This window comes from Halobacterium wangiae, assembly GCF_021249345.1.
GTDB classification, from domain to species: Archaea; Halobacteriota; Halobacteria; order Halobacteriales; family Halobacteriaceae; genus Halobacterium; species Halobacterium wangiae.
The window spans coordinates 1,014,039-1,038,771 of record NZ_CP089588.1 but is presented as its reverse complement, the minus strand read 5'-3'; the positions used below and the strand labels follow the sequence as shown (position 1 = coordinate 1,038,771).

Sequence of the window (24,733 nt, the reverse complement as noted above, 5' to 3'; positions counted from 1 at the left end):
CATTAACCCTCCGTGGACGGAGGTAACGAATCGAGAACACTGTAATTATCCTCGGCGATGCTGGAAACTAGTCGCACCTATCCGCCGGCACGTGATTGTCAAATTGCAACTAAATCGCCGGGGTGGCGACAAAACGCCGGCCTAATTTCTTATGGTCAACCCTTACCCGGGGAGGGAACGTCTCTCGAAACACCAACGGACGGCTGGGAGCCGTGGACATACACAATGAGCAAGGCACAACTGGAACACGGACTCGAACAGGCCGCTGACACAGACCTCACCGAGAGCGAGCGCCACCGACTGCTCGCCGACGAACGCCGACAGGTCGTCCTCGACGTCCTCCCCGAGCAGACCACCGAACTCTCCCTGGAAGAACTAACGACGGCGGTGCTCGAACGGGTGCCTACCGACCCCGGCGAGGACACGACTTCGCGCCAGGAGGTTGCGGTGTCGCTCCACCACGTCCACCTCCCCGTGCTCGACGACGTGGGTATCCTCGAGTACGACGCGGACTGCCATCTCGTTGCGGTCCAGTAGTCGGTCGTCGACTGTTCGCCCCCTGTCGCGCGACGAGACCACCCCCAGGGACGGTTCGTCGGCGTACTGGTGTCGATGAGTATCGTCGCCGAGTTCAGTCTCCCGCCGCGAGCGATCCCCGGCGGGGAGACACTCGAATCCCTCCCGGCGGCGACGGTCAAACTCGAACGGCTGGTGCCCACGGGCGACGCCGCGCTCCCGTTCTTCTGGGTCTTCGACGTCGACCACCAGCGATTTCTGGAGGGCCTACGGGACGAATCCGGCGTCTCGACCGTCGAGGTGCTCACGGAGGTGGAGTCGAGCGCGCTGTTCCGCGCGGAGTGGACGCCGGACGCGGTGGCCATCCAGGGGATACATGAGATGCGGGCGACGGTACTGGACGCCACCGGGACCGCCGACGGCTGGACGTTCCAGGTCAGGGCCCCGAGTCGCGACCAGCTGGGAGCGTTCCGCCAGCTGTTCACCGACCGCGGGGTACCCGTCGAGATACGACGCATCTACGCCTTCGCGGACCTGCTGAGCGACGACCGACTGCTGACCCCGGAACAGCGACAGACGCTGATCTTCGCCTACCAGCGCGGGTACTTCGACGAACCCAGGGGTGTCACGCAGGCGGACCTCGGCGAGCACTTCGACATCAGCGGCCGCGCCGTCTCCAACCGGCTCCGCCGCGGGACGCGGAACCTCGTCACCAGCACGCTCCTCGACCCGACGACGAGGGACGATTCGAACGAGCCGTATTAAACGCCGTTCCCGAGGGAACCATCAGCTATTGGCACGGCCCGGTCGTAGCGTGGGACAATGTTGCAGGGAGATCCGCAGCGCACGGCGAGCCAGACGTTCACGTGGACCGACGACGAATCGGTGAGTGCGGCCGTCGTTCGGTCCGTCGCCTCCTACACGGGCCGGGACCCGATGTCGATAGCACCGCTGTACACGGCGATCGACCCCGACGCGTTGGACGCACTGTTCGACTCGCGCTCGGAGCAGCGGGCCTGCATCGAGTTCTCCTTCTGCGGACTCCGCGTACAGGTGAGCGCGGACGGCGACGGGAAACTGTTCGAGGAGCGGTAGCGCCTCAGTCGTCGGCGAGCGCCGCCGAGTCGGCCTCCGCACGGTTCTGCGTGTAGCCGTGGCCGGACAGCGCCATCGCGAACAGCACGAGCGGGGAGAGGAACCCGAAGAAGTAGAACGCCGCGAAGTCCCACGACGTGGCGAACGCCGGCCCGAGGACGCCCGCCATGTAGACGGCGCCGGCGTGCCACGGGAACAGCGGGCCGGTCGGCGTACCGGCGGCCTCGACGGCCCGCGAGAGGTCGCGTTCCTCGAGGCCGTACTCCTCGTAGAGGTTCCGCAGGCTCATCCCCGGCACCACGATGCTCATGTACTGCTGGGCGGAGAACGCGTTGGTCACCATGGCGGCGGCCCCGGTGCCCGCGACCAGCGACCCGGGCGACCAGACGGCGTTCGTGAGGTGGTGGGCGAGCGTGGCGAGGATACCGGTGCGTTCGAGGATGCCGCCGAGCGCGAGCGCGGCGACGACGACGGCGATGGTCCAGGCGGACCCGGAGACGCCGCCGGTGGTCAGTAGCCCGTTCACGAGTTCGCTCCCCGTGGCGGGGCTGGTTCCGTTGAGGAACACGTCCCACGCGAACGTGAACGACGCGCCCTGGGCGACGATCGTGGTGAACGCGCCGGCGAAGATGCCGGCGACGAGGGAGGGCAGCGGCGGGTAGCCCCGAATCGCGAGGCCGAACGTCACGACCAGCGGCAGGAAGACCAGCGCGCCCAGCGCGTACGACTCGGCGAGCGGGCCGCTGATGGCGGCGACGTCCGCGCCCGAGTCGCTCACGGCGAACACGCCGAGGACGGCGTACGCGACCACCGAGAGGCCGAACGCGATGGCGGTGCCGGTGCGCATCGCGTTGATGTGCTCGTAGAGGTTCGTGTTGGTGACGGCGGCCGCGAGGTTGGTCGTGTCCGAGAGGGGGCTCTGCTTGTCGCCCGCGTACGCCCCGGAGACGATGGCACCCGCGGTCATCGCGGGGGAGACGCCGAGGCCGTTGCCGATACCGATGAACGCGACGCCGAGCGTCCCGACGGTGGTCCACGAGGAGCCGATGGCGAACGCGACGAGGGCCGCGAGGACGGCGGTGACCGGGAGGAAGACGGTCGGCGACAGCGCGTCCAGCCCGTAGTACATCAGTCCGGGGATGGTGCCCGCGCTGGTCCACGTGGCGATGAGCCCGTAGATGACGAACAGGATGAGGATCGCCTGCAGGCCCATGCGGAGGCCGGAGGCGGCGGCGTCGTAGACGCCCTCCCAGTCGTAGGCGAGGCGGTAGCGGGCGAACAGGCCCGCGAAGACGATGCTCCACAGCAGCGGTGCGTGCGGCGCGAGCTCCAGGTAGCCGGAGCCGACGCCGAGGAAGACGACGACGGCGAGGACGGGCACGAGCGCCTCGCGCAGGCTCGGCCGGAGGGCCTCGTCGATGTCGTCGTAGGTGAGTGGCGTGAACTCGCTCATCGCCCCGATCTAATTCACTCCAGTAATTAAGGGCGTTGGTTAAATTATCATAGGACATTTCCGCCGGGGGTTGGAGGAACCGGCAAAGGTCGCGGGAGGCGTCACTCGTGGTTTTATGATACGGCGCGCCGTTCCGGCGAATATGAGCGGATTCGACGACATGGACGTTGACACGATCTGGATGAACGGCGAGTTCGTGGACTGGGAGGACGCCAAGGTCCACGTCCTCACCCACGCGCTCCACTACGGCAGCGGCGTCTTCGAGGGCGTGCGCGCCTACGACACTGACAACGGCCCCGCCATCTTCCGCTGGGAGGAGCACCTCGAACGCCTCTACAACTCCTGCAAGCCCTACGACCTCGAGATCGAGTACACCCCCGAGGAACTCACCGAGGCGACGACCGAACTCCTCGACCGCCAGGACCTCGCGTCCTGTTACATCCGTCCGCTCGCCTACTACGGCTACGACACGCTGGGCGTCTCCCCAGGCGACTGCCCGACCGACGTCACCATCGCCGCGTGGCCGTGGGGCGCCTACCTCGGCGAGGACGCCCTCGAGAACGGCGTCGAAGTGATGGTCTCCTCGTGGCGCAAGCACTCCTCCAGCCAGATCCCGACGAACGCCAAGACCACCGGCCTCTACGTCAACTCCATGCTCGCCGGCGAGGAGGCCCGCCGCAACGGCTTCGTCGAGGCCATCGTCCTCAACAAGGAGGGTAACGTCGCGGAGGGCCCCGGCGAGAATCTCTTCCTCGTCCGGGACGGCGAACTGTACACGCCCGGCCTCTCCGAGAGCATCCTCGACGGCATCACCCGCGAGACCGTCATCACGCTGGCCGAGGAGCGTGGCTACACCGTCCACGACAACGTCTCCATCTCGCGTGGCGAACTCAACACCGCCGACGAACTGTTCTTCACCGGCAGCGCCGCCGAGGTCACCCCCATCCGCCGGGTCGACAACGTCGAGATCGGCGACGGTGGCCGCGGCCCCGTCACCGAGGAACTCCAGACCGCGTTCTTCGACCTCGTCGAGGCCGGCGAGCGCGAGGAGTGGTTCCACTACGTCTGAACTCGCGCCCTCGATAGACACACTTCACCGAACGTCTCGGTTCTCGCTTCCCCGCAGAACAATTCCCGCCAGAGAGCCGACTGCCCGAACCGCTACTCGTCGTCGCCGACGAACTCGTCGATGCTCTTGTTGTCGTTCTCGCCGAAGCCGGCACTCAACACGCGCGTCAGCGCGTCCTCGACGCTCTCTCCCGTCTCCTCGATGTCCTCGGGTTCGACCTCGATGACGAACCCCGTGGTGATGTTCGGGGAGGTCGGCATGAACACCACCTCGCGGCCGTCGTCGGTCGTCTTCCCGGTCTTGAACGCGGTCATCCGCATCCCGTGCCACGGCGTGATCTTCACGGGTTTCTGGAACTCGCCGGTGCCACCGGAGAGCACCGTCTCGACGGCCATCTTCGAGGCGTTGTAGACGATGCGGAGAATCGGCAGTCGGTTCATCAGGTCGTCGATGACGCCCTCGACGAGGCCCCCGACGGCCGTCCGCATCAGGTAGCCCACCGAGAACACCAGCAACACGAACACCAGCAGCGTCAGCCCTACCGCGGTCACCGGGTCGTCGATGGACGTCGCGATACCCGCGATGCCCGCGATGATGCCGAACAGCCAGTAGATGACGTAGGCCGTGACCAGGATCGGCACGAGGACGATGAGTCCGCTCGCGAAGTCCCGCTTCCACGAGGTCATACCCGAACCCATAGAGGCAGGACTTAAATTGATTGCGAGGTGCCCCGCTACCGCCCGAGGACGGCCCGCAGCGCGAACAGCATGTTCTCCTTGCGCTCCATCGCACGCCGGTAGAAGTACGAGAACCACTTGTCGCCGTACGGCACGTACTGCCAGACCTCGACGTCCTCCGCCGCGAGTTCGACCTGCGCGTCGTCGCGCACGCCCATCAGCATCTGGATCTCGTAGTCCGTCCCGTACTCGTCGTGGAGGTCGCGGGCGAGTGCAATCATCTCGGGGTCGTGGCTCCCCACCGCGACGCCGTCGTCGAACTCCTGGAACATGAACTTCAGGTAGGTCCGGTAGGCCTCGTTGACGCGCTCTTTGTTCTTGTACGCGAGCTCCCGCGGCTCGTCGTACGCGCCCTTGACGAGGCGTACCTTCCCCGGGAGGTCGGCGAGGCGTTCGAGGTCCTCCTCCGTCCGCTTGAGGTTCGCCTGCACGCAGACGCCGACGCCGCCCTCGTACTCGGTCGTGAGGTCCTCGAAGGCGTCCAGCGTCGCGTCGGTCGTCTCGTGGTCCTCCATGTCCACCCACGTGAACACGCCGTGCTCGTCGGCCACCGCGGCGATGTCCGCGAGGTTCTCCGCGAACACGTCGTCGCCGACGTCGAGGCCGATCTGCGAGGGCTTCACGGAGATGCAGGCGTCCAGCCCGCTCCCCGAGATGTCCCGGACGAGGTCCTCGTACGCTGCCGCGTCCTCGTCGGCGGGCGGGCGCTCCTCGTAGTGCTCGCCGAGCAGGTTGAGGATCGCCTTCACCCCCTGGTCGTTCAGGTCGTCGACGTGGTCTAACGCCGCCGCAGGTGACTCCCCCGCGACGAACCGACTCGCGATGGGCGGTATCATACGTGTCCCTGTGGGCCGCCCTCCCTTAAACGACCCGTGTCCCGGAAACCCACGGGTTTTTGCGGCCGCCACGTGCACCGGCGAGCATGGATCTCGCAGCCACCGTCGCCGTCGCGTTCTGGGCGATGCTCCCCGCCTACGTCCCGAACAACGTCGCGGTGCTCGCGGGCGGCGGCCGCCCCATCGACGGCGGCCGCACGTGGAACGGTCGCCGCGTCCTCGGCGACGGAAAGACGTGGCGGGGCACGTTCGTCGGGACGCTTGCCGGCGTCGCGCTCACCGCCGCGCTGAACACCCTCGAACCCGCCGCGAGCGAAGCACTCGGCGTCCCACTCCCGGCGTTCCCGCTCGCCGCGACGGTCGCGCTCCCGGCCGGCGCGATGCTCGGCGACATCCTCGCGTCGTTCCTCAAGCGGCGCACCGGCCGCGAACGCGGCGCCGCCTTCCCGCTCGTCGACCAGCTCGACTTCGTCGTCGTCGCGCTCGTGCTCACCGCACTCGCCGCCCCCGCCTGGTTCGGCGACACGTTCACCCTCGAGGTGGTCGTCGCCGTGCTCGTCCTCACGCCCGTCCTCCACGTCGGCACCAACGTCGGCGCGTACCAGTTGGGGCTCAAAGACGAGCCCTGGTGAGCGAGCTTTTACGCTGCGCTCGGCGGCCTTCGGCCGCCTCGCTCGGTAAAAGCTCGCCCAAAAGCGCCGTCGGACCCCACTCCGGGGGTCCTCGGCGCCCGCGCCTGCGGCGCGGTGAACCGGCGACCTTCCGGGGTCTTCGACCCGCTCGGTCGCCGGATGCTTCCCGCGCGCTAGACCGGTTTCTCGTACACGTAGCCGTCGACGTCGAGCAGCTCGTCGTAGTGGTCGTCCACGCGCTCGTACCCCTTCGACTCGTAGAAGCCGATGGAGTCGTCGTTCCCGGCCATCACCACGAGGTCCACGGCGTCGTAGTCTGCCTGGCGGGCGGCGTCCTCGACACGGGCGAGCAGTCGACTGCCGATGCCCGCTCCCTGCCGGTCGGGGTGGACGTACAGTGACCCGAGCGTGTAGCCGTCGTCTGCGGGCACGCCGCTCGCGTAGCCGACGACTCGTTCGGTGTCCTCGGCGACGAACGTCACGCTCTCCGCGTCGCGGTATCGTTCGCGGAGGGCGTCCGGGTCGTAGTACTCCGCGAGGAACGCCTCGACTGCGTCTTCGCCGACGATGCCGGCGTGGGCGTCGTGCCACGCCGCGTCGGCGACGCGGGCGACGGCTTCGGCGTCCGCCGGTGTAGCCTCCCGGACCTGCACGGACGGTCGGTTCGTCGGCGTCCGCCAAACCAATTTGGGGTACGACTCCGACCCAGGCGGGCGCCGCTGACCGGACACCTTTTACTGGACCGGCGCGCCGTCTCTGCCAATGGCGAACGACGACCTCATCGCGGCGCTGCGGGACGCGGACGCCGTCCAGTTCGGCGAGTTCGAACTCTCCCACGGCGGCACCTCGGAGTACTACGTGGACAAGTACCTCTTCGAGACGGACCCAGAGTGCCTGCGCGCCATCGCGGAGGCGTTCGCGGAGCGCGTCGACCCCGGGACGAAACTCGGCGGCGTGGCACTCGGCGGCGTGCCCCTCGCCGCCGCGACGTCCGTGGTCGCGGACGTCCCGTACGTCATCGCGCGCAAGCAGGCCAAGGAGTACGGCACGGGCAACCGCATCGAGGGCCGCCTCGACGACGGCGAGGAGGTCGTCGTCGTCGAGGACATCGCCACCACCGGGCAGTCGGCGATGGACGCCGTGACGGCGCTTCGCGACGCCGGCGCAACGGTGAACCGGGCGCTGCTCGTGGTCGACAGGGAGGAGGGTGGCCGCGACCTGCTCGCCGAGCACGGCGTCGAGATGGAGGCGCTCGTCACGGCGAGCGACCTGCTCGATTCAGCGTGACCCGGCGTCGGAGCCACGGTCACTGACGGTCCAGCAGCCGTCGCGGGGCACAGCGCGTTCGTGGTTCCTTCCCGGCCGAACCGTTTCGAGGTATTCAAGTTTGTGGAAACGTGCGTACTCGTATGAACCGAGCCGAGAAGGCGGCCCTGCAGTTGCAGGCCGTCGCGGTCCTGCGGACGCTGAAGGAGACCCGCACCTACGACGAACTCTCCGCGGAGACGGGCCTCCCCGCCGGCGACCTGAACCGCTACGTCAACGGCCACGTCCTCCCGAGCGCGGACCGCGCGGAGGCGGTCGTCAGCGACGCCGGCGCCGACCTGCTGCGCGAAGAGCTGACCTCCCGCGTGCGCGTCGATGACGAGGGCTACGTGGACAACTCCGGCGTCGTCTTCGACCAGTCGTTCCTCGACCTGGCGGCGCCCGTCACCGCCGAGACGTTCGACTTCGAGCGCCCCGACGTCGTGCTCACCGCGGCCACCGACGGCATCACGCTCGCCGCCGCGCTGGCCTCCTACTACGGCGCCGACTGCGCGTACGCGAAGAAGTCCAAGGAGACCGCCGTCGAGGAGTTCATCGAGGCCCGCCAGCGCCTCGACTCGGGCATCGAACTGACCTACTACCTGCCGGCGGCGGCCATCGGTGCGGGCGACACGGTGCTCGTCGTCGACGACCTCATCCGCTCGGGCGAGACCCAAGAACTCCTCCTCGACATCGCACACGCCGCCGACGCCGACGTCACCGGCGTGTTCACACTCATCGCAGCCGGCGAGGAGGGTATCGAACGTGCCCGCGCCCTCACGGACGCTCCGGTCGGCGCACTCGCACACCTCGACTGACCCGTCGGTCCGCTCGACCCCGCAGATCGGCCGATTCTGTACACGCCTGTGCTCATCCTCGCCCTCTAGAACGTGTTGGGATGCACGAAGGACGAACGTGCATAACAATGCTTAATACTCTGGTGCCGATGTGCTCGAACGTGCATCATGGGGCTCGCTGACTACTTCGCACTCGACGAACACGACACGGACGTCAGTACCGAACTGATCGCCGGCATCACCACGTTCCTGACGATGTCCTACATCGTCGTCGTCAACCCGGTCATCCTTGCGGACGCCATCCAGATCGACGGTATCGGTCCGGAGCGCACGTTCCAGATGATCGCGGTCGTCACGCTGATCGCCGCCGCCACGGCGACGCTCGTGATGGCGCTGTACGCCAACAGACCGTTCGCGCAGGCGCCCGGCCTCGGCCTCAACGCGTTCTTCGCGTACACGGTCGTCCTCGGCCTCGGCGTCGCCTGGCAGACCGCACTCGCCGCCGTCGTCGTGGAGGGCGTCATCTTCATCGCGCTCACCGCCGTCGGCGCCCGCGAGTACATCATCAAACTGTTCCCCGAGCCCGTCAAACTCGCCGTCGGAGCGGGTATCGGACTCTTCCTCGCCATCATCGGACTGCAGGAGATGCGGGTCGTCGTCGGCGACCCCGCCACCTTCGTCGGGTTCAGCCCGGTGTTCGCGAGCGACCCCGTCGCCATCGTCAGCGTCGTCGGACTGCTGTTGACACTGGCGCTGTACGCCCGCGGCGTCACCGGAAGCATCGTCGTCGGCATCATCGCGACGAGTCTGCTCGGTTACGCCGCCAGCGCACTCGACTACGCCGCATACCCGGCCGCGAAGGCCACGGAGATCTACGGCGCCACCCTTCAGTCGCCGGTGCCGCTGGTCCCCGACGCGCCCATCACCTACAACGCCGCCAGCTACGACATCACGCCGCTGGCCGGCGCGTTCGTGACCGGCCTCGAGAACATCGAGGGCGTGTCGTTCGCGCTCATCGTCTTCACGTTCTTCTTCGTGGACTTCTTCGACACTGCCGGCACGCTCACCGGCGTCGGGCAGGCCGCCGGCTTCCTCGACGAGGACGGCAACCTCCCCGACATCGACAAGCCGCTGATGGCTGACGCCATCGGCACCACCGTTGGCGGGATGCTCGGCACGTCCACCGTCACGACGTACATCGAGTCCGCCACCGGCGTCGAGGAGGGCGGTCGCACCGGGCTGACGGCGCTCGTCGTCGCCGTGCTGTTCGTCCTCAGCCTGGCCGTCGTCCCGCTGGCCGTCGCCATCCCGACGTACGCGAGCCACCTCGTGCTCGTCGTCGTCGGCATCATCATGCTCGCGAACGTCGCCGAGATCGCGTGGCAGGACGTCACGTACGCCATCCCCGCCGCGCTCACCGTCTTCGTGATGCCGTTCACGTTCTCCATCGCGTACGGCCTCGCGGCCGGCATCGTCTCCTACCCCATCGTCAAGGGCGCTGTGGGCGAGTGGGACGACGTTCACGTCGGTCAGTGGGTGCTCGCCGGGCTGTTCATCGTCTACTTCTACGTCCGCACCAGCGGCGTGCTCTCGGCCGCGGTGTAGCGGTCCTCCCCGCTTCGACCACCGAATTCTTCAGTGAGACGTGTCTACACGCGAGTATGGCACTCGAACTGTACGCACTCGACGGCTGTCCGTACTGCGCGAAAGTCGAGACGAAACTCGACGAACTCGGTCTCGACTACGAGCGACACAGCGTCCCCGGCTCGCACGCCGAACGCGACGAGGTGGAGGCCGTCAGCGGCCAGACTGGCGTTCCCGTCCTCGTCGACACCGAACACGGCGTCGAGGGGATGCCGGAGAGCGACGACATCGTGGCGTACCTCGAGGAGACGTACGGCTCGTAGCACGCTGCTTCTCCCAGCGGCCCGCCGTCTGGTGACGTCGATCCCGTAGAACTGCGGACAGGACAGTAGCGACTCAGCCGTCGACCGGGTACACCGTGACGCGGCCACCCTGTCGCGCGATCACCGTACAGCCCTGGTAGTCGAAGGAGATGCGGAGGTCCTCGTCGCCGTCCGCCCGACTCGACCGGAGGAACGCGTTCAACGCCCCCGTGTCGACGGCCTCGTGGAGGACGTCGAGGTCGGTCGGCTCGCGGCCCGTCGCAGCCGCAGTGGTCTCGACGACCGCGGTCGTCGGTTCGACGTTCGCCCAGTCGTACGTCGTGGTGACAGAACTGGAGACCGAAGAACTCGCCCCTGAATCGTGTGCCTCGTCCGCGTGCTCTCTGACGTTGGTACCCGACATCTACGCACTGTACTGCGAGACTGCCCTAAATATAACTTTCGTGACCATTGTACCGGTAGCTGGTAACAACGTCGACGCAAGCTGAACGTGGACAGCGTGGTGGCGCGACGGCACCGTACCCGCCCGCCGTCGGCTTACTCGTCGATGTCCGTCAGTTCGTTGTTGACGTCGTCGACCATCGCCGTCTGCTCCTGGATGGCTGCCGCGATGTCCGTCGTCTCCGCGCTGATCTCCTCGGCGTTCTGGGCGGTCTGTTTCACCATCGCGGACACCTCCTCCGCGCTGGCGGCCTGCTGGTCGGTCGCCGTTGCCACCTCCTCGATGCCCAGGGACACCTCGCGGACCGCCCCAGAGATGTCGTCGAGTTTGTCCATCGCGGTAGCGACCTGTTCGATCCCCTCGTCGACGACGCCCGTGTTCTCGTCGAGGTTCTCGACGGCGGACTCGGCGTCGGTCTGGATGGACGCCACCATCTCCTCGATCTCGCCGGCCTGGTCCTGGGACTCTGCCGCCAGTTCCTTGATCTCGTCGGCGACCACGGAGAAGCCGGCGCCCGCCTCGCCGGCGCGTGCGGCCTCGATGCTGGCGTTGAGCGCCAGCAGGTTCGTCTGGTCGGCGATGTCGTTGATGACCTCGACGACGCTGTCGATGTGCTCGACGCCGTCCCGGATGGTTCGGACGTCCCCGGCGACCGACTCGGTGGCGTTCTGGACGCGCTCCATCGAGTCAAGTACCTCCTCGGCGGCCGCCTGGCTCTCGTCGGCGTTCGTCCGGGCCTGCCTGCTCGCGCTGGACACCTGTTCGGCGGACGCCGCCACCTGCTCGATGGCCGCGCTGAGTTCCGTGACCTCGGAGGCGACCTGGTCCATCCCCTCGCTCTGCTCGTCCGAGAGCGCGTCGATCTCGTTGATGCTCGCGGCGATCTCCTCGGAGGACCGGTACAGTTCGAGCAGCGACTCTTTGATGTCGGCGACGTTCTCGTCCTCGACGTCGTCGGTCTCCGCGAGGTCGTCTGTCACGTCCGTGTCGATAGCGTCAGATGCGAGTTGCTCGCCGTCTGCAGGCATACCGACAGGTGCCCGGTTCCGCCCATAACTGTTCGCCCGGGACTATCAGTGCTGATAGCTCCTCTCTAATTTCTTCAACGTCCGAGACGGCACGGATTCGGAAATGATTGCCGCTTCACCCCGGACTGCGAACTCGTGTCAGCAGAAGTGAACGCTGTCGTCAGGCTTCCTGGGGGTCGCCGCGGCCGGCCAGCAGGTCGCGGAACTCCTCGGCCTCCTCGACGTCCTCGAGCTCCTCGCGCTCGACGATGGCGGTGCCGTCGATGGACTCGCGACTCGCCTCGTCGACGACGTACACTGCTCGCGTGTGCGTGACCTCGCCGAGCGAACTCATGATGCGGGCGCGCTTGACGGCGGCCTCCGTGAACGCGGAGTGGCCGGTGAGCAGGCGGTCTGCCCGCGAGAGGTCCTCGCCAACGGCCTTGAACGGCGCCCGGAGCGTCGGGTGCACCTCGAAGCCGACGCGCGCGAGCACGCTCAACACGGGCACGTCCTCGGGCGCGGCCTCGGGGTCCTCTGGCGTGGGGTCGGCGTCCCGGACCTCCTCTGCCCCGTCCATCACGGAGACGGGCGCAGTGAGGTCGCCGCCGAACAGCTCCTCGAGCGCCATCGCCACCTCGATGCTGGCGTTCATCCCGTCCTCGTACTTCGAGACGGTGCGCCGGGAGACGCCGAGTTCGTTCGCGAGCTGGCCGAGGCTCAGCTCCTCGTTCTTGCGCCGGTCCGCGAGCACGTCGCCGTCGATGTTGACGTAGAGGCCGCCCGGGGCCGCGTAGATGAGCGGCGGGACGCCCTCGACGAAGAAGTCCATCGCGGTGTCCGGGCTGAGCACGGGGACGCCGTGCCGGAAGTAGACGACGCCGGGTTTCAGCTCCTCGTCGCGAGTGCGGAGGCCGATGACCATCGGCGTGGCCTGCAGGTAGCTCCCGATGCGGCGCATCTCGGCGCCCGTCTCACCGTCGAAGGCGTCGATGTTGCCGAGGATCTTCACGAGCACGACGTTGTCGCCGCGCCGCGCCGCGACGTCGAAGCTCTTCGGTCGGGTTGCACAGCGGTCGCTCACCGTGAACCCCGCGTCCCCGAGCATCGCGGTGACGTTCTCGATGAGTGCCGACCGTGACATACGGGGACGTAAGCCGGTGACCACATATATGCGTTGTGCCGGGAAACCCGCGCTCCCGCGCGATTTCGGGCCACTCCGACGAGTATCGCCACCCGCCCGGACCGGAAACGCGAAACGTTCCGGGGACGTACGTCGAGGGGATGACCGTCGTTGCGCTCGACGACACGGACTCCCGCGAGCGCGGGATGTGTACGACGTACGCCGCCCACCTCGTCGCGCAGCGACTGCGCGAACGCGGCGCCAGCGTCGAGCGCCTGCTGCTCGTCCGCCTCAACCCCGCCGTCGAGTACAAGACCCGCGGGAACGCCGCACTCGCGGTCCACGCGGACGTCGACCCCGCCGTCGCCTTCGAGGTCGCGACGGACGTGGTCGCGGCGACCGCCGAGACCGACGACCCACGGACGAACCCTGGGGTCGTCGTCGCTCACGAGGTCGAGGCGCCCGCCGCGGTCGCCGAGTTCGCCGCGCGAGCGATGCGCGAACACCTCGACCCGGAGGAGGCTCACTCGCTGGCGGCAGCCCACGGCTACGACACCGCTGGCTGGGGGAACGGCCGCGGCGTGATGGGTGCGCTCGCGGCGGTGGGTGCGTGGACGGCCTTCGACGACTGGACCTACGAGCGCATCGACTACCGCGACCCCGAGCGCTGGGGGACCGAACGCCGCGTCGACGCCGACAGCGTGTTCGCGGCCGCGGACGCCGCCTACCCGGACGCCTGGGACACCGTCGACCGGGGGGAGGGCGAGACCGTCTGCGTCCCACACACGCCCGGCCCCATCCTCTACGGTATCCGCGGCGACGACCCGGAGACGGTCGCGTGGGTCGCCGACGAAATCGACAGCGAACCAGTCCACGCGAGCGCCCTGTTCGTGACGAACCAGGGTACCGACGCCCACCTCGCGGACGCCGACCTCTCGGACGTCCAGGACGGCCGCGCCTACCGCGTCGACGTGACGGTCGCCGGCGACCCCGAGACCCGTCGCGGCGGCCACGTCTTCGTCCCCGTCGAGGCCGACGGCGAGCGAATCCAGTGTGCCGCCTTCGAACCCACGAAGCGCTTCCGCGACCGGGTGCGTGCGCTCGTCCCCGGGGACTACCTCACGGTCTGTGGCGAGGTGAGCGACGGCACGCTCAAACTGGAGAAGTTCGCGGTCCGCGACCTCGTCACGACCGCGCGGGAGACGCCGACCTGCCCGTCCTGTGGCAACCGGATGGAGAGCGCGGGCGCCGGCCAGGGTTACCGCTGTCGCGACTGTGGCACCGACGCCGCCGGCAAGGTGCCCCGCCCCCTCGACCGAGACCTCGAGGTCGGCTGGTACGAGGTACCGCCGTGTGCCCGCCGGCACGTCGCCAGACCACTCGTCCGCGGCGAGTGGGACGCTCCAGTCCACCCGGAGCGGTAGTTCGAGGCGGGCGAGTCTCACTCGCCGGGTCCCTTTGCGAACTCGTGGCACCGTACCACAACACTTTATTCACTACCGGACGTAGCTGGAACCATGAACGGTGGACACCGCACCCACCCCGACCCCGCACAGGGCGTCAGCAGCGACGGCGCCTCGTCCCGGCTCCTCGCCCGCATCGAGTCCCAGGACGGACGGGAGGAGTGCACCCTGTTCCCCGCCCACGCCCCCGCCGACGAACTGGTCACCACCTGGGTGACCGCCGCCGACGACGCGTTCGTCGACCTCAAGACGATCCGCTAGTCGGCCAGCGCGCGAACCGCACCCTCACTCTCTGCTCGACGTGTGGCCGGAGCGGCCGCTCCGCGAGGCCGTCCAGGGGCACCCACTCGACGGCCGCCGCGTCCGACCCCGCCTCCGGCGTCCCGGTCACGTCGGCGACACTCGCCGCGTACCCGACCGAGACGACGTGTTTCTCCCCGAGAGAATCGAGCTGGGCCGTCTCCAGGAGCGTCAGCGCCGCGGGGTCGATAGAGAGCCCGGTCTCCTCCTTCAGCTCTCGCGCCGCCCCCACGCGGGGCTCCTCCTCGACCTCTAGGTGGCCGGCGGGAATCGACCACTCCCCCTCGCCAGGCGGCGCCGTCCGCTGGACGAGCAGCACCCGGTCGCCGTCGAGCACCGTGACGCCCGCGCAGGGCACCGCATTCCGGTAGACGGGCCGCTCGCAGGACCCGCACCACTTGCGGTCGCGTCCCTCGATGCGTCGCTCGCCGAGCTCGGTCCCGCACTGGGGACAGAACGACGGAATCACGTCTTCAGCCCGCTCCCGGTCAGCGCGACGACCACGTCGTCGTCCGACGCGAGTTCGCCGCGTTCGCGGTACGCTTCGAGCCCAGCCACGCCTACGGCGCTCGTCGGTTCGACGTAGAAGCCGCGCTCGTGGAGCGCCCCGAGCGCGTCGCCAGTCGTGTCGGCGTCGCAGGCGATCGCGTCGCCGCCTGTCGCCTCGATGGCTTCGAGAATCTCGTCTCGCCGTGCTGGCTCGCGGATCTGGATGCCGTCGGCGACGTCGTTCGTCCCGGCCCGCTCGGGTCTGTGGAGTTCCTCGACGATCGGCGCGACGCCCGAGGCCTGCACGCCGAGCAGGCGGGGCACCTCGTCTGTCCAGCCGGCGTCGCGGAGCGCTCGGAACCCGCGGGAGGCGCCGAGGAACAGCGTGCCGTGGCCGAGCGGCAGCACGACCGCGTCAGGCACGTCCCAGTCGCGCTGGTAGGCGAGTTCGAGTGCGAACGTCGACGTGCCAGCGAAGAACGCCGGGTTCCACGCGTGACTCGCGTACCACGCGTCGCCGCCGACGGCTTCGCGGACGCAGGCGTCGGTCACGTCCTGGCGTGTCCCCTCGACGCGCACGGGCGTCGCGCCCGCCGCCTCGATTGCGTCGAGTTTCGACTGCTTGGCGTCCGCGGGCACGTAGATGTCGGCGTCGATGCCCGCTCGCGCGGCGTACTGCGCGATGGCCGCGCCCGCGTTCCCCGAGGAGTCCTCGACGACGCGCTCGACGCCGAGTTCCGCCGCCCGCGAGAGCGTCAGCGCCGCGCCGCGGTCCTTGAAACTCCCGGAGGGGAACACGTAGTCGAGTTTGAACTCCGCGTCCCAGTGGGGTGCGTCGGCCAGCGGCGTCCACCCCTCGCCGAGGGTCACCTCCCGTCCGACCGGCAGGAACTCCGAGAACGCCCACAGTCCCTCCCGCGGGTCGACGTCCGGGTCGTCGCTGTCAGGGAGCGGTCGTTCGGCGAAGTCCAGCGTGTGGCCGCAGTCGCAGCGCCACGGCTCGTCCGGGCCGGACTCGTACGTTCGACCACAGGAACGACAGTCGAGATTGGTCGTCATCAGTAGGTATCGACGTCGGTGCCTACGGAGCAGACGTACTCCCCGGTGGCGACCTGCGGGAGCCGACAGGTGCGCCAGAAGATGCCGTCGTCGTCGGCCGTGACGGTGGCCTTCAGCGTGCCGAAGACGTCCGTCACTTCGAACAGCGTGTCGCCGGACTCGACCGCCTCGCCGAGTTCCGGTTTGAACTGGACGAGGCCGCCGACCGGCGAGCCGTAGCGGTCGAACTCCTTCGCGCGGGTCTGTGGCTGGGTTTCGACGTCGCCGTCGAGGAAGCCGTAGTACTCGAGGACGTTGAACACGCCGTCGACGCCGTACTGGACTGACTCCTCATCGAGGCCGACGCAGCCGCCGAGTTCGGGGTCGACGGTCGGGATGCCCTCGTCGGGGCCGGCGCGGGCGAGCTGGCCCTCCGGCCCCTTCTGGTCGAGGACGTGGCCGCAGCCGAACACCTTCGCGAGTTCGAGGCAGTCGCCGTGGAGGCGGTGGTGGCGGCCACAGCGCACCCGCACCTCGTTGATCATCCGGGAGGTCGAGCCCTGGTGGAGGTCCAGGATGAGGTCGGCGTTCTCGGCCGCCGAGAACGTCGCGTGGGCGATGCGCTCGGAGGAGGAGCCGTTGGCCTTCCCCGGGTAGGCGCGGTTCAGCTTCGTGTCGTCGATGGGGTTGCGGTGTTCGCCCACCTGGAAGGCGTGGTAGTTCGTGATGCCGACGACGAGCACCTCGCCCGCGAGCTCCGAGGGGTCGAGCTGCGGGACGACGCGGCGCACGACGCCGACGCCGTTGAGTTCGTCGCCGTCGCTGGCGGCCTGCACGTAGAGGGTCTTCCCGTCGCGTTCGCCGTTGACGACCGCGACCGGGAGGCCGACCGCGGTGCCGTCCCGGGTCTCGCCGACGGTGAGCCGACCCGTGTCGAGCTCCCCGGGGGCCGCGGACGCCGTGCCGAGCGTAGTCATTACGTACAGAAGGCGTGGGCTGGGCCTTGAGCGATTCGGTCCCGGAACCGACGAGGCTTTCCCGAATCCGTCACAACGCACGGGTATGTCCGAGCGGCCCGGTGTCGACAACTTCGTGCGCGCGCTCGACGTGGCGACGCAGGCGAAACGCGGGTTCCTCGTGGGGCTTCTCGTCGCCGTCGGGACGTACTACCTGTTCGTCGTCTCCTCGGGCGGGTCGCCGTACGCCTCGCCGTACCTGATTGCGCTCGGCCTCGTGCTCGCGTTCACCGTGGGCCTCCTGGCGACGCTCGTGTTCACGCTGGGCGCCGCCTACCGCCTCTCGCGGTCCCTCGACTAGTTACTTTCCAGAAGTAAACCTATTGTACGCGGACGCGTTCCATCTGGCAGATGGCGGACGACGACTTCCCGACGCGCCTCGCTGCGGCGATGGGCGACGACGGCGACGGTGGCGATGGACTACCGACGCCGTCGGCCGTCGTCGCGGGCGTGCTCGCGCCGCTCAGGGGAGCCGAGAAGTCCCCGGGCGGTCACCGCTTCGATGTCGAGTCCACCGACCACGCTGAGAAGCGCTACACGTTCACGTGCGATGTCGGCTTCGCGGGCGAGAACTGCACCGCCCGCCTCGTGGTGTTCCGCGAGGACGGCCACGTCTACGCTCGCTCCGGCGTCGAACCACCGGAGAGCGGCGGCCTGCTCTCCCGGGTCCGGGGGAGCGACGACGGCTACGACGCGCTCGGCGTCGACGCCGACGTCGCCGCCGGACTCGCCGAGCGCCGGAAGCGACTGGTCGAGGACGGCATCGTGAACCGCGTCACGACCGCGCGGACCACCGAGGACCCGGCGGGCTTCGAACTCCGCTTCGAGACGTCGGAGACGTCGATGGTGACGGTGACGGGCTACGACGACGGCCGCGACTACCTCGCGGTGCCGCTGCCGGACCTCGCGCTACGCGCCGTCGTCGCCGAGCGGAAGGCGCTGCGCTAGCCTGCTGCGAGCGTCCGCAGGCGGTCGCCGCTCGCCCGCGTCCCCTTTGCCAGCAGCACGTCGCCCGCCTCGACGTTCGTCGCCGAACTCGGCTGGACGACCCACTCGTCGCTGTCGGCGTCCGGCCGCCGCACCGCGATGACGCGCATCCCCGTCTCCGTCTCCACCTGCTCGCCGCCGAGCGTCGTCCCCGCGAGTTCGCTGTCGCCCTCCACGACGACCCGGACGAGCACCTCGTCGGACTCCCCAACGGCCTCCTGGACGACGACGTGGGTGTCGAGGCCGCGCAGCACACCCTCGCTGATCTCGAGGGCGGCGTCGCTGATGACCTCCGTCGAGGTGGCGATGTGGACGAGGCCGCGCAGCGACACCGGGTCCTCGACGCGGCCTGCGGCCCGCAGCGTCCACGCCTCGAAGCGGGACTTCAGCGCGTCCACCTCGGCCTCGAGTTCGACCACCTCGCTGGCGAGGTCCTCGGAGTCGAAGAGGACGGCGCCGTAGGCGAGGTCGACCGCGAGTTCGCTCATGTTCTTCATCAGCACCACGGAGTCGACGGCGCGCTCGAGGTCCTCGATGTCGGGTTCGACGGGTTCGGGGTGTTCGTAGCGCTCGCCGGTCGCCGTCTCGAAGACGGCGTCGACGCGCGTCTCCGGGCCGCGCAGGAGGAGCACGTCCGCGGCCCGCAGGGTGGTCTCCCGGTCGGGGTTCAGGATCCAGTCGCCGCCCCGCCGGAGCGCGATGACGCGGACACCCGTCTCTGTCTCCAGGTTCACGTCGCCGAGCGTACGGCCAGCGTACGGCGAATCGGGGGCGAGTTCCGCACGCACCAGCGACTCGACGGCCTCCGGGAGTGCCGCGCGCATCGCGTCCGGGACGCCGATGTCCTCCAGGACCACCTTCGCGACGTCGCCCGCGGCGTCGCTGATCTTCTCGGCGGCGCCGACGACGCCGAGGACCGGCGCCAGCGTCTCCGCGTCCTCCGGGTTGCGCGCGGCCATCAGGAGGCTCATCCGGGCGCGCAACTGGAGGATGTCCATGCGTTCTTCGAGGCGCAGCACCTCCGCTGCCACGTCGTCGCTGCCGTGGAGCACCGCCGAGAACGAGAGGTCGATGAGGAGTTCGGCGGTGTCTTTCATCTCCGCGAGGAGGGCTTTCACGCTCGCGGGTTCGTACTCGACGCGACCGCTCATGGCTACACGTTCTGGCCCCCGTGCGAAAAACGTTCGCGTGGGGTAGTCGGCCGGAAACGGGGGCGGGGCCCCCGTGTTCGCGCCAGAAACCGACACCCATTAGGAGCGACCCCGAGGACCACAACCTATGGCAGACGAACTCAAGAAAGGTCTCGAAGGTGTGCTCGTCGCCGAGTCCGAGCTCAGTTACATCGACGGCGACGCGGGGAAACTCGTCTACCGCGGCTACACCATCGAGGACCTGGCGCGGGACGCCAGCTACGAGGAGGTGCTGTACCTCCTCTGGAACGGCCGACTCCCGAACCGGGAGGAACTGGACGCCTTCCGCGACGAGATGGCGGGCTACCGCGCCGTCGACGACGACGTCCTCTCGCTGGTCGCCGACCTCGCGGACGCCGATGAGGGGCCGATGGCCGCGCTCCGCACGGCCGTCTCCGAACTCTCCGCCTTCGACGAGGACGCGGACGCCGACCCGACCGACCGCGAGGCGACCCTCCGGAAGGGCAAGCGCATCACCGCGAAGGTGCCGACCATCGTCGCGGCGTTCACGCGCCTCCGCAACGGCGACGACGTCGTCGAACCCCGGAAAGACCTCGACCACGCGGCGAACTTCCTCTACATGCTCAACGACGAGGAGCCCGACGACGTGCTCGCCGACGTCTTCGATCAGGCGCTCGTGCTCCACGCCGACCACGGCCTCAACGCGTCGACGTTCTCCTCGATGGTCACCGCAAGCACGCTCGCGGACGTCCACTCGGCGGTCACGTCCGCCATCGGCACGCTCTCCGGGAGCCTCCACGGCGGCGCCAACGCCAACGTGATGCGCATGCTGAAGGAGGTCGACGACAGCGACATGGACCCCCTCGAGTGGGTGCAGAACGCCCTCGAAGAGGGCAAGCGCGTCGCTGGCTTCGGCCACCGCGTCTACAACGTCAAGGACCCGCGCGCGAAGATCCTCGGCGAGCAGTCCGAGGACCTCGGCGAGGCCGCTGGCGACACCAAGTGGTACGAGATGAGCACCACCATCGAGGAGTACATGGCCAAGGAGAAGGGCCTCGCGCCGAACGTCGACTTCTACTCCGCCTCGACGTACTACCAGATGGGCATCCCGATCGACATCTACACGCCCATCTTCGCGATGTCCCGCGTCGGCGGCTGGGTCGGCCACATCCTGGAGCAGTACGATGACAACCGCCTCATCCGGCCGCGCGCCCGCTACGTCGGCGAGGAGGACCGGGAGTTCCCGGGCATCAACGACCGGTAGGCGGCACACTCTCACGCTCTTCTCTCTCTCAGTCGTCGACGCGCGTTTCGTCGCCGTTCCCGCCAACTGGTCACCGAGTACGGCCCAGTGGCGAGCGTCGAGCGACGATCACCCGAGCAGTCCCCAGGCCAGCCACCCCGCCCCGAAGACGGCCACGACGAGGGCGCCCAGTCGGTTCCGTCGGACACCTGACTGGGTCTCGCGTGCCTCGATCGCGTCGGTGTCGACGCCGTGGAGCCGCATGCTCTGCTCGAACTCCCACGCCGCGTTCAGGTACAGGTAGACACCGAGGAGCAGGGTGAACGCTCCGAACACGATGGAGGGCAGACTCATCATTCGGTGCTGTCGGCCGAGCGTCACGTAAAGACACTGGTTCCGAGCGGGTGACGTCCACGGGGCCGTTCGGCAGACGGACCACCCGGATTCGTCGCACTGACGTCTGGTCGGCCAGATTCCTGTCGACCGCTACGCCGTCACGCCTTCCCGCTCCAGTTCGTCGAACAGCGCAACGACTCGATCTTCGATCTCGTCGCGTATCTCCCGGACTGCCTCGGGGTCCTGGCCGTCCGGGTCGGCGAGCGCCCAGTCGCGGACGTCGACGTCGTCACGCACTTCGTCGACGTTGAGGGTCGAACAGCCCATCGTCGCGACGTAGTCACAGGTTCGGAGTTCGTCGAGTGGGATCTCGCGGGGCGTCCGGTCGGAGAGGTCGAAGCCGGCGTCGGCCATCGCCGCGACGACCCCTTCGTGGACGTGGTCGGCGGGGTGAGTGCCGCCGGTGAGAATCTCGACGCGGTCGGCGAGGCCACGGCGGTCGACTTCGCGCTCGGCGAACGCGGCGGACATCTGGGAGCGACCGGCGTTCTGCACGCAGACGAAGGCGACGGTGGTGGTCACGCGACCACTCCTCGCCGGGCGTGCAGAGCACGTCGCACTGCGGGTGAAACGGCGTTCTGCACGCAGACGACGACGCGGGTCTGGTCGTCGGTGGGGTTGTCAGTGGACATTGTTGGTCAATCGGTGGTTGGAGTGGCGGCGTCGCCGCGGGCGCTCCAGTCGTAGCGCCGCTGGAAGTACAGCGCGACGTTGACGAGCGCGAGGAGGACGGGGACCTCGATGAGCGGACCGACGACGGTCGCGAACGCGACACCGGAGCCGACGCCGAAGACGGCGACGGCGACGGCGATGGCGAGTTCGAAGTTGTTCGAGGCGGCCGTGAAGCCGATGGCGGTGGTCGTGGAGTAGTCCGCGCCGATGCCCCGTCCCATCCCGAAGCTGACGAGGAACATCACGACGAAGTAGATGGTGAGTGGCACCGCGATGAGCAGGACGTCGCCCGGGGTGGCGACGATATTCTCGCCCTGCGTGGCGAACATGACGACGACGGTGAACAGCAGCGCGACCAGCGTCAGCGGGTCGATTCTCGGGACGAACTCGTCGTCGTACCACTGCTCGCTCTTCACCCGGGTGCCGACGTAGCGCGTGAGGAACCCCCCGAGGAACGGGATGCCGAGGAAGACGACGATGGCCTCGACCACCTGCACCGGGGTGACGTCGAAGGTCGTGATGCCGGCGACGAGCGCGTCCATCCCGAGCAGCGGCGGAAGGACCAGCGCGAAGAACCAGACGTATACGCCGTAGGTGAGGATCTGGAAGAGGCTGTTGAACGCGACGAGGCCGGTGACGTACTCCGTCGACCCCTCCGCGAGTTCGTTCCAGACGAGCACCATCGCGATGCAGCGCGCCATTCCGATGAACACGAGGCCGAGGAAGTACTCGGGACGAGCGGGCAGACCGGGGACGAGGCCGCCGAAGAAGAAGACGGCGAGCCCGAACATCAACGTCGGCCCGATGAGCCAGTTCTGCACGAGGCTCAGGCCGAGCACGCGCCAGTTGCTGAACACGGCCCGGAGCTGACTGTAGTCCGCTTTCGCCAGCGGCGGGTACATCATCACGACGAGCCCGATCTCGACGAGGTGGAGGTCCTGGATCGGCCCGGTCACCGACGGCGTGACGAAGCCCAGGCCGACGCCGAGCGCCATCGCGGCGAAGATCCAGACGGTGAGGTACCTGTCGAGGAAGTCCATCGACCGCGGGTCGCCGCAGTCGGCACACCCGCAGTCCGGCCCGTGGTCGTGGGCGACCTCACTCACTGACGCTCCCCTCGAGGACGGTGACGAGCGCGACGGCGCGGTTCGTCGCGCGGTACTTCTTCCAGCGGCCGTCCTTCCGGCCCTCGACGAGCCCCGCGTCGACGAGCGCCGACAGCGCGTGGCTCAGTCCGCTCTCGGTCACGTCGACGACGGCGTTGAGTTCGCAGACGCAGAGCTCCTCGCCGGCGGCGACGAGCACGCGCACGAGCGTGTACCGGGTCTCGTTGGCGAGCGCCGACAGGACGTCGAGTTCGGCCTCGACGCGCGCCGAGCCGAGTGCGGCCTCGAGCGTGCCGAGTTCGTCGAGTCGCTGCTCGACGTCCTCGCTCCGGCACTCCCCGAGCTCGTCGTCGAGGTACCGGCGTAATCTGTCCGTGGCTTGTGCCATCGTAGTTCAATTGAACACTTTCTCAATTAACTGTTCCGAACGGGGCGTCTCGAACCCGAATCTAGCTCCCTGGGTGTAGATACGCGTTCCTCTATAGAGAAACTAGATTAGCTGCCGTTCAACTGTCGGCGCGTTCGGCCATCATGCCTGCCGCTCTGCTCGCCCAGTCGCCCCAGTGGAAGCCGGCGACGACGACGGCGGCCATCCAGACGTTCGCGAGCGCCACGCCCCAGTACGCGCCGGTGACGCCCCAGTCGAGGACGACGCCGGCGAGGTAGGAGAACCCGAGCAGGAAGCCGAACATGCCGGTGGCGCGAGCGACAAGCGGGACGCGGGTCTCGCTGGCGCCCTGGAGCGCGCCGGAGAGCGCGACGAACGCGACGAGGAACGGCGCGCTGAGACCGTACGCGCGAGCGAACCAGACGCCGTACCGGAGTGTCTCCGGGTTGTCGTCGAGCAGCATGACGAGCGGACGGGCGAAGTACGCGAGGCCGAATCCGACGCTGCCGACGGTGAGGAGGCCGAGCGCGGCGACCGCCCAGCCGTCGAAGCGCGCGCGGGCCGGGTCACCCTCGCCGAGCGCCTGCCCGACGACGACGTTCGCGGCGACGCTGTAGCCCCGGGACAGCGGCCCCGTCACCTGCTGGTAGGCCCGGCGCCCGATCTGGAAGGCGGCGTTGACGTTCGTGCCGAACGTCAGGAGGAGCGCGTTGAACGGGAACTCCGCGAGCGCGGAGCTCATCCCCTCGACGATCTTCGGCACGCTGACGACGAACAGCTGGCGCGTGATGACCGTCGACTGCGGGCGCGCGAACCCGGCGGTAGTGTGGCGGGAGGCGATGGCCGCGACGAGCGCGAGCGACGTGAAGACGTTCGCCGAGGCGGTGGCGACACCGACGCCGAACACGCCGAGTTCCGGGAGTCCGAAGTAGCCGAGGCCGAGGCCGAAACTCCCCAGGATGTTGCCGACGTTCGAGACGGCGTTGACGTACATCGGCGTCCGGGTGTCGCCGGTCCCCTGCAGCGAGCGCGCCGCGATCAGGGCGACGTGACGCGCCGGCGCGGTGAGGAGGACGACTGCGAGGTAGGTCCCGCCGAGGTCGACGACGGTCGGGTTCGCACCGAGCAGGCGGATGGCCGCCGGGCCGAACAGGAGGCCGAACGCGGCGAACGGGAGGCCGGCGAGCGCGCCGAGGATGATGGCCTGTGTGATGGCCTCGTCGCGAGTGACTGCGGCGCCGCGGCCGGTGTCCTGACTGGAGAGGCTGATGGCGCCGCCACCGAGGCCGAGACCCACGCGGAGCGGGAAGCGCGCGTAGAGGTCGGCGAGGCCGACGGCGACGACGGCGGCCGGGGAGATGGCGGCAGTGACGAGGACGTCGACCGTCCGCATCAGCGTGCGGAGCGTCTGCTCGGCCATCACCGGCCACGCGAGCGCGAAGACCCGGCGCCACACGGTCCGCAGTCGCGGGTACACAGCGGCCCGTCGCAGTCGGGCGGAAAGTGCGTATCGGTCTCTCGACCCTCCAGTTTCACTTTCACTCCGGTTTGGTCGGTTTTATTAC

General features: G+C 68.6%; 30 protein-coding genes. 14 read left to right on the top strand and 16 right to left on the bottom strand.

Features of this window, described 5'->3' with window-relative positions; translation table 11 throughout:
- Nucleotides 1–225 precede the first annotated feature (225 nt).
- The 3 genes from LT965_RS05725 to ddfA all read left to right on the top strand — a co-directional run bounded on the left by LT965_RS05725 (nucleotide 226) and on the right by ddfA (nucleotide 1,611).
- On the top strand, nucleotides 226–537 hold the full coding sequence (locus tag LT965_RS05725; protein ID WP_232703057.1) for a DUF7344 domain-containing protein: 312 nt from the start codon (nucleotides 226–228) through the stop codon (nucleotides 535–537).
- 75 nt (nucleotides 538–612) lie between these two features.
- Nucleotides 613–1,281, top strand: a complete 669-nt coding sequence (locus LT965_RS05720) for a helix-turn-helix domain-containing protein (RefSeq protein WP_232703056.1) — start codon at nucleotides 613–615, stop codon at nucleotides 1,279–1,281.
- Nucleotides 1,282–1,338: 57 nt separating this feature from the next.
- Nucleotides 1,339–1,611, top strand: coding sequence for a DdfA family disk-determining factor (gene ddfA, locus LT965_RS05715; protein WP_232703055.1), 273 nt, complete (start codon nucleotides 1,339–1,341; stop codon nucleotides 1,609–1,611).
- Between the two features lie 4 nt (nucleotides 1,612–1,615).
- Here the strand turns inward: ddfA and arcD are convergent, their stop codons facing one another.
- Complete coding sequence (arcD, locus tag LT965_RS05710; protein ID WP_232703054.1) at nucleotides 1,616–3,064, bottom strand: arginine/ornithine antiporter ArcD; 1,449 nt, start codon at nucleotides 3,062–3,064, stop codon at nucleotides 1,616–1,618.
- Between the two features lie 142 nt (nucleotides 3,065–3,206).
- Between arcD and LT965_RS05705 the strand changes: the two genes are divergently transcribed.
- Nucleotides 3,207–4,133, top strand: a complete 927-nt coding sequence (locus LT965_RS05705) for a branched-chain amino acid transaminase (RefSeq protein ID WP_232703053.1) — start codon at nucleotides 3,207–3,209, stop codon at nucleotides 4,131–4,133.
- A 92-nt stretch (nucleotides 4,134–4,225) separates the two neighbouring features.
- Here LT965_RS05705 and LT965_RS05700 read toward each other — a convergent pair whose 3' ends face one another.
- Nucleotides 4,226–4,819, bottom strand: a complete 594-nt coding sequence (locus LT965_RS05700; RefSeq protein ID WP_232703052.1) for a DUF502 domain-containing protein — start codon at nucleotides 4,817–4,819, stop codon at nucleotides 4,226–4,228.
- 47 nt (nucleotides 4,820–4,866) lie between these two features.
- Nucleotides 4,867–5,706 (bottom strand): proline dehydrogenase family protein, encoded by an 840-nt coding sequence (locus LT965_RS05695; protein WP_232703051.1) that lies wholly within the window; start codon nucleotides 5,704–5,706, stop codon nucleotides 4,867–4,869.
- Between the two features lie 86 nt (nucleotides 5,707–5,792).
- On the opposite strand from LT965_RS05695, the gene LT965_RS05690 reads away from it, so the two are divergent.
- Nucleotides 5,793–6,338 (top strand): CDP-2,3-bis-(O-geranylgeranyl)-sn-glycerol synthase, encoded by a 546-nt coding sequence (locus LT965_RS05690; protein WP_232703050.1) that lies wholly within the window; start codon nucleotides 5,793–5,795, stop codon nucleotides 6,336–6,338.
- A 173-nt stretch (nucleotides 6,339–6,511) separates the two neighbouring features.
- On the opposite strand, the gene LT965_RS05685 is transcribed toward LT965_RS05690, so the two are convergent.
- A complete protein-coding gene (locus LT965_RS05685; RefSeq protein ID WP_232703049.1) occupies nucleotides 6,512–6,991 on the bottom strand; it encodes a GNAT family N-acetyltransferase in 480 nt (159 codons plus the stop codon).
- A 109-nt stretch (nucleotides 6,992–7,100) separates the two neighbouring features.
- Between LT965_RS05685 and pyrE the strand changes: the two genes are divergently transcribed.
- The 4 genes from pyrE (at nucleotide 7,101) to LT965_RS05665 (ending at nucleotide 10,347) form a co-directional block, all read left to right on the top strand.
- Nucleotides 7,101–7,625, top strand: a complete 525-nt coding sequence (pyrE, locus tag LT965_RS05680; RefSeq protein ID WP_232703048.1) for an orotate phosphoribosyltransferase — start codon at nucleotides 7,101–7,103, stop codon at nucleotides 7,623–7,625.
- Nucleotides 7,626–7,747: 122 nt separating this feature from the next.
- Nucleotides 7,748–8,461: a phosphoribosyltransferase family protein gene (locus tag LT965_RS05675; RefSeq protein ID WP_232703047.1), complete on the top strand. Its 714-nt coding sequence runs from the start codon at nucleotides 7,748–7,750 to the stop codon at nucleotides 8,459–8,461.
- A gap of 147 nt (nucleotides 8,462–8,608) precedes the next feature.
- Nucleotides 8,609–10,045 carry an NCS2 family permease gene (locus LT965_RS05670; RefSeq protein WP_232703046.1) on the top strand — a complete coding sequence of 479 codons (1,437 nt, stop codon included), beginning with the start codon at nucleotides 8,609–8,611 and terminating at the stop codon, nucleotides 10,043–10,045.
- 56 nt (nucleotides 10,046–10,101) lie between these two features.
- A complete protein-coding gene (locus tag LT965_RS05665) occupies nucleotides 10,102–10,347 on the top strand; it encodes a glutathione S-transferase N-terminal domain-containing protein (protein WP_232703045.1) in 246 nt (81 codons plus the stop codon).
- A gap of 73 nt (nucleotides 10,348–10,420) precedes the next feature.
- Here the strand turns inward: LT965_RS05665 and LT965_RS05660 are convergent, their stop codons facing one another.
- The 3 genes from LT965_RS05660 to LT965_RS05650 form a co-directional block, all read right to left on the bottom strand.
- Nucleotides 10,421–10,750 carry a HalOD1 output domain-containing protein gene (locus LT965_RS05660; protein WP_232703044.1) on the bottom strand — a complete coding sequence of 110 codons (330 nt, stop codon included), beginning with the start codon at nucleotides 10,748–10,750 and terminating at the stop codon, nucleotides 10,421–10,423.
- Nucleotides 10,751–10,884: 134 nt separating this feature from the next.
- Nucleotides 10,885–11,817: a methyl-accepting chemotaxis protein gene (locus LT965_RS05655; protein WP_232703043.1), complete on the bottom strand. Its 933-nt coding sequence runs from the start codon at nucleotides 11,815–11,817 to the stop codon at nucleotides 10,885–10,887.
- A 160-nt stretch (nucleotides 11,818–11,977) separates the two neighbouring features.
- Complete coding sequence (locus LT965_RS05650) at nucleotides 11,978–12,940, bottom strand: transcriptional regulator (protein ID WP_232703042.1); 963 nt, start codon at nucleotides 12,938–12,940, stop codon at nucleotides 11,978–11,980.
- 140 nt (nucleotides 12,941–13,080) lie between these two features.
- On the opposite strand from LT965_RS05650, the gene LT965_RS05645 reads away from it, so the two are divergent.
- Nucleotides 13,081–14,343 (top strand): tRNA(Ile)(2)-agmatinylcytidine synthase, encoded by a 1,263-nt coding sequence (locus LT965_RS05645; RefSeq protein ID WP_232703041.1) that lies wholly within the window; start codon nucleotides 13,081–13,083, stop codon nucleotides 14,341–14,343.
- Nucleotides 14,344–14,436: 93 nt separating this feature from the next.
- On the top strand, nucleotides 14,437–14,643 hold the full coding sequence (locus LT965_RS05640; RefSeq protein WP_232703040.1) for a DUF7511 domain-containing protein: 207 nt from the start codon (nucleotides 14,437–14,439) through the stop codon (nucleotides 14,641–14,643).
- Here the strand turns inward: LT965_RS05640 and LT965_RS05635 are convergent.
- The 3 genes from LT965_RS05635 to LT965_RS05625 are packed head-to-tail and all read right to left on the bottom strand — an operon-like array spanning nucleotide 14,627 to nucleotide 17,186.
- Complete coding sequence (locus LT965_RS05635; RefSeq protein ID WP_232703039.1) at nucleotides 14,627–15,151, bottom strand: NUDIX hydrolase; 525 nt, start codon at nucleotides 15,149–15,151, stop codon at nucleotides 14,627–14,629. The two genes, LT965_RS05640 and LT965_RS05635, sit on opposite strands and share 17 nt — an antisense overlap.
- Nucleotides 15,148–16,230 carry a threonine synthase gene (locus LT965_RS05630; protein ID WP_232703038.1) on the bottom strand — a complete coding sequence of 361 codons (1,083 nt, stop codon included), beginning with the start codon at nucleotides 16,228–16,230 and terminating at the stop codon, nucleotides 15,148–15,150. The genes LT965_RS05635 and LT965_RS05630 overlap by 4 nt, the downstream gene beginning before the upstream one ends.
- Nucleotides 16,230–17,186, bottom strand: a complete 957-nt coding sequence (locus LT965_RS05625) for a succinylglutamate desuccinylase/aspartoacylase family protein (protein WP_232703037.1) — start codon at nucleotides 17,184–17,186, stop codon at nucleotides 16,230–16,232. Before LT965_RS05625 ends, LT965_RS05630 begins: the two co-directional genes overlap by 1 nt.
- 85 nt (nucleotides 17,187–17,271) lie before the next feature.
- Between LT965_RS05625 and LT965_RS05620 the strand changes: the two genes are divergently transcribed.
- Together LT965_RS05620 and LT965_RS05615 are read left to right on the top strand one after the other, a co-directional pair.
- A complete protein-coding gene (locus LT965_RS05620; RefSeq protein WP_232703036.1) occupies nucleotides 17,272–17,526 on the top strand; it encodes a DUF7536 family protein in 255 nt (84 codons plus the stop codon).
- Between the two features lie 50 nt (nucleotides 17,527–17,576).
- On the top strand, nucleotides 17,577–18,173 hold the full coding sequence (locus LT965_RS05615) for a hypothetical protein (protein WP_232703035.1): 597 nt from the start codon (nucleotides 17,577–17,579) through the stop codon (nucleotides 18,171–18,173).
- Here LT965_RS05615 and LT965_RS05610 read toward each other — a convergent pair.
- Nucleotides 18,170–19,363, bottom strand: coding sequence for a potassium channel family protein (locus LT965_RS05610; RefSeq protein WP_232703034.1), 1,194 nt, complete (start codon nucleotides 19,361–19,363; stop codon nucleotides 18,170–18,172). The two genes, LT965_RS05615 and LT965_RS05610, sit on opposite strands and share 4 nt — an antisense overlap.
- A 127-nt stretch (nucleotides 19,364–19,490) precedes the next feature.
- Here LT965_RS05610 and citZ point away from each other — a divergent pair, with 127 nt between their 5' ends.
- Nucleotides 19,491–20,627: a citrate synthase gene (gene citZ, locus LT965_RS05605; protein WP_232703033.1), complete on the top strand. Its 1,137-nt coding sequence runs from the start codon at nucleotides 19,491–19,493 to the stop codon at nucleotides 20,625–20,627.
- 108 nt (nucleotides 20,628–20,735) lie between these two features.
- On the opposite strand, the gene LT965_RS05600 is transcribed toward citZ, so the two are convergent.
- From LT965_RS05600 to LT965_RS05580, 5 genes are all read right to left on the bottom strand, one after another.
- Complete coding sequence (locus tag LT965_RS05600) at nucleotides 20,736–20,963, bottom strand: hypothetical protein (protein WP_232703032.1); 228 nt, start codon at nucleotides 20,961–20,963, stop codon at nucleotides 20,736–20,738.
- A 129-nt stretch (nucleotides 20,964–21,092) separates the two neighbouring features.
- On the bottom strand, nucleotides 21,093–21,473 hold the full coding sequence (locus LT965_RS05595; protein WP_232703614.1) for an arsenate reductase/protein-tyrosine-phosphatase family protein: 381 nt from the start codon (nucleotides 21,471–21,473) through the stop codon (nucleotides 21,093–21,095).
- Between the two features lie 167 nt (nucleotides 21,474–21,640).
- Nucleotides 21,641–22,780, bottom strand: coding sequence for an ACR3 family arsenite efflux transporter (arsB, locus tag LT965_RS05590; RefSeq protein ID WP_269782713.1), 1,140 nt, complete (start codon nucleotides 22,778–22,780; stop codon nucleotides 21,641–21,643).
- Nucleotides 22,773–23,168: an ArsR/SmtB family transcription factor gene (locus tag LT965_RS05585; protein ID WP_232703031.1), complete on the bottom strand. Its 396-nt coding sequence runs from the start codon at nucleotides 23,166–23,168 to the stop codon at nucleotides 22,773–22,775. The genes arsB and LT965_RS05585 overlap by 8 nt, the downstream gene beginning before the upstream one ends.
- A 118-nt stretch (nucleotides 23,169–23,286) precedes the next feature.
- A complete protein-coding gene (locus tag LT965_RS05580; protein WP_349292085.1) occupies nucleotides 23,287–24,588 on the bottom strand; it encodes an MATE family efflux transporter in 1,302 nt (433 codons plus the stop codon).
- Nucleotides 24,589–24,733 lie beyond the last annotated feature (145 nt).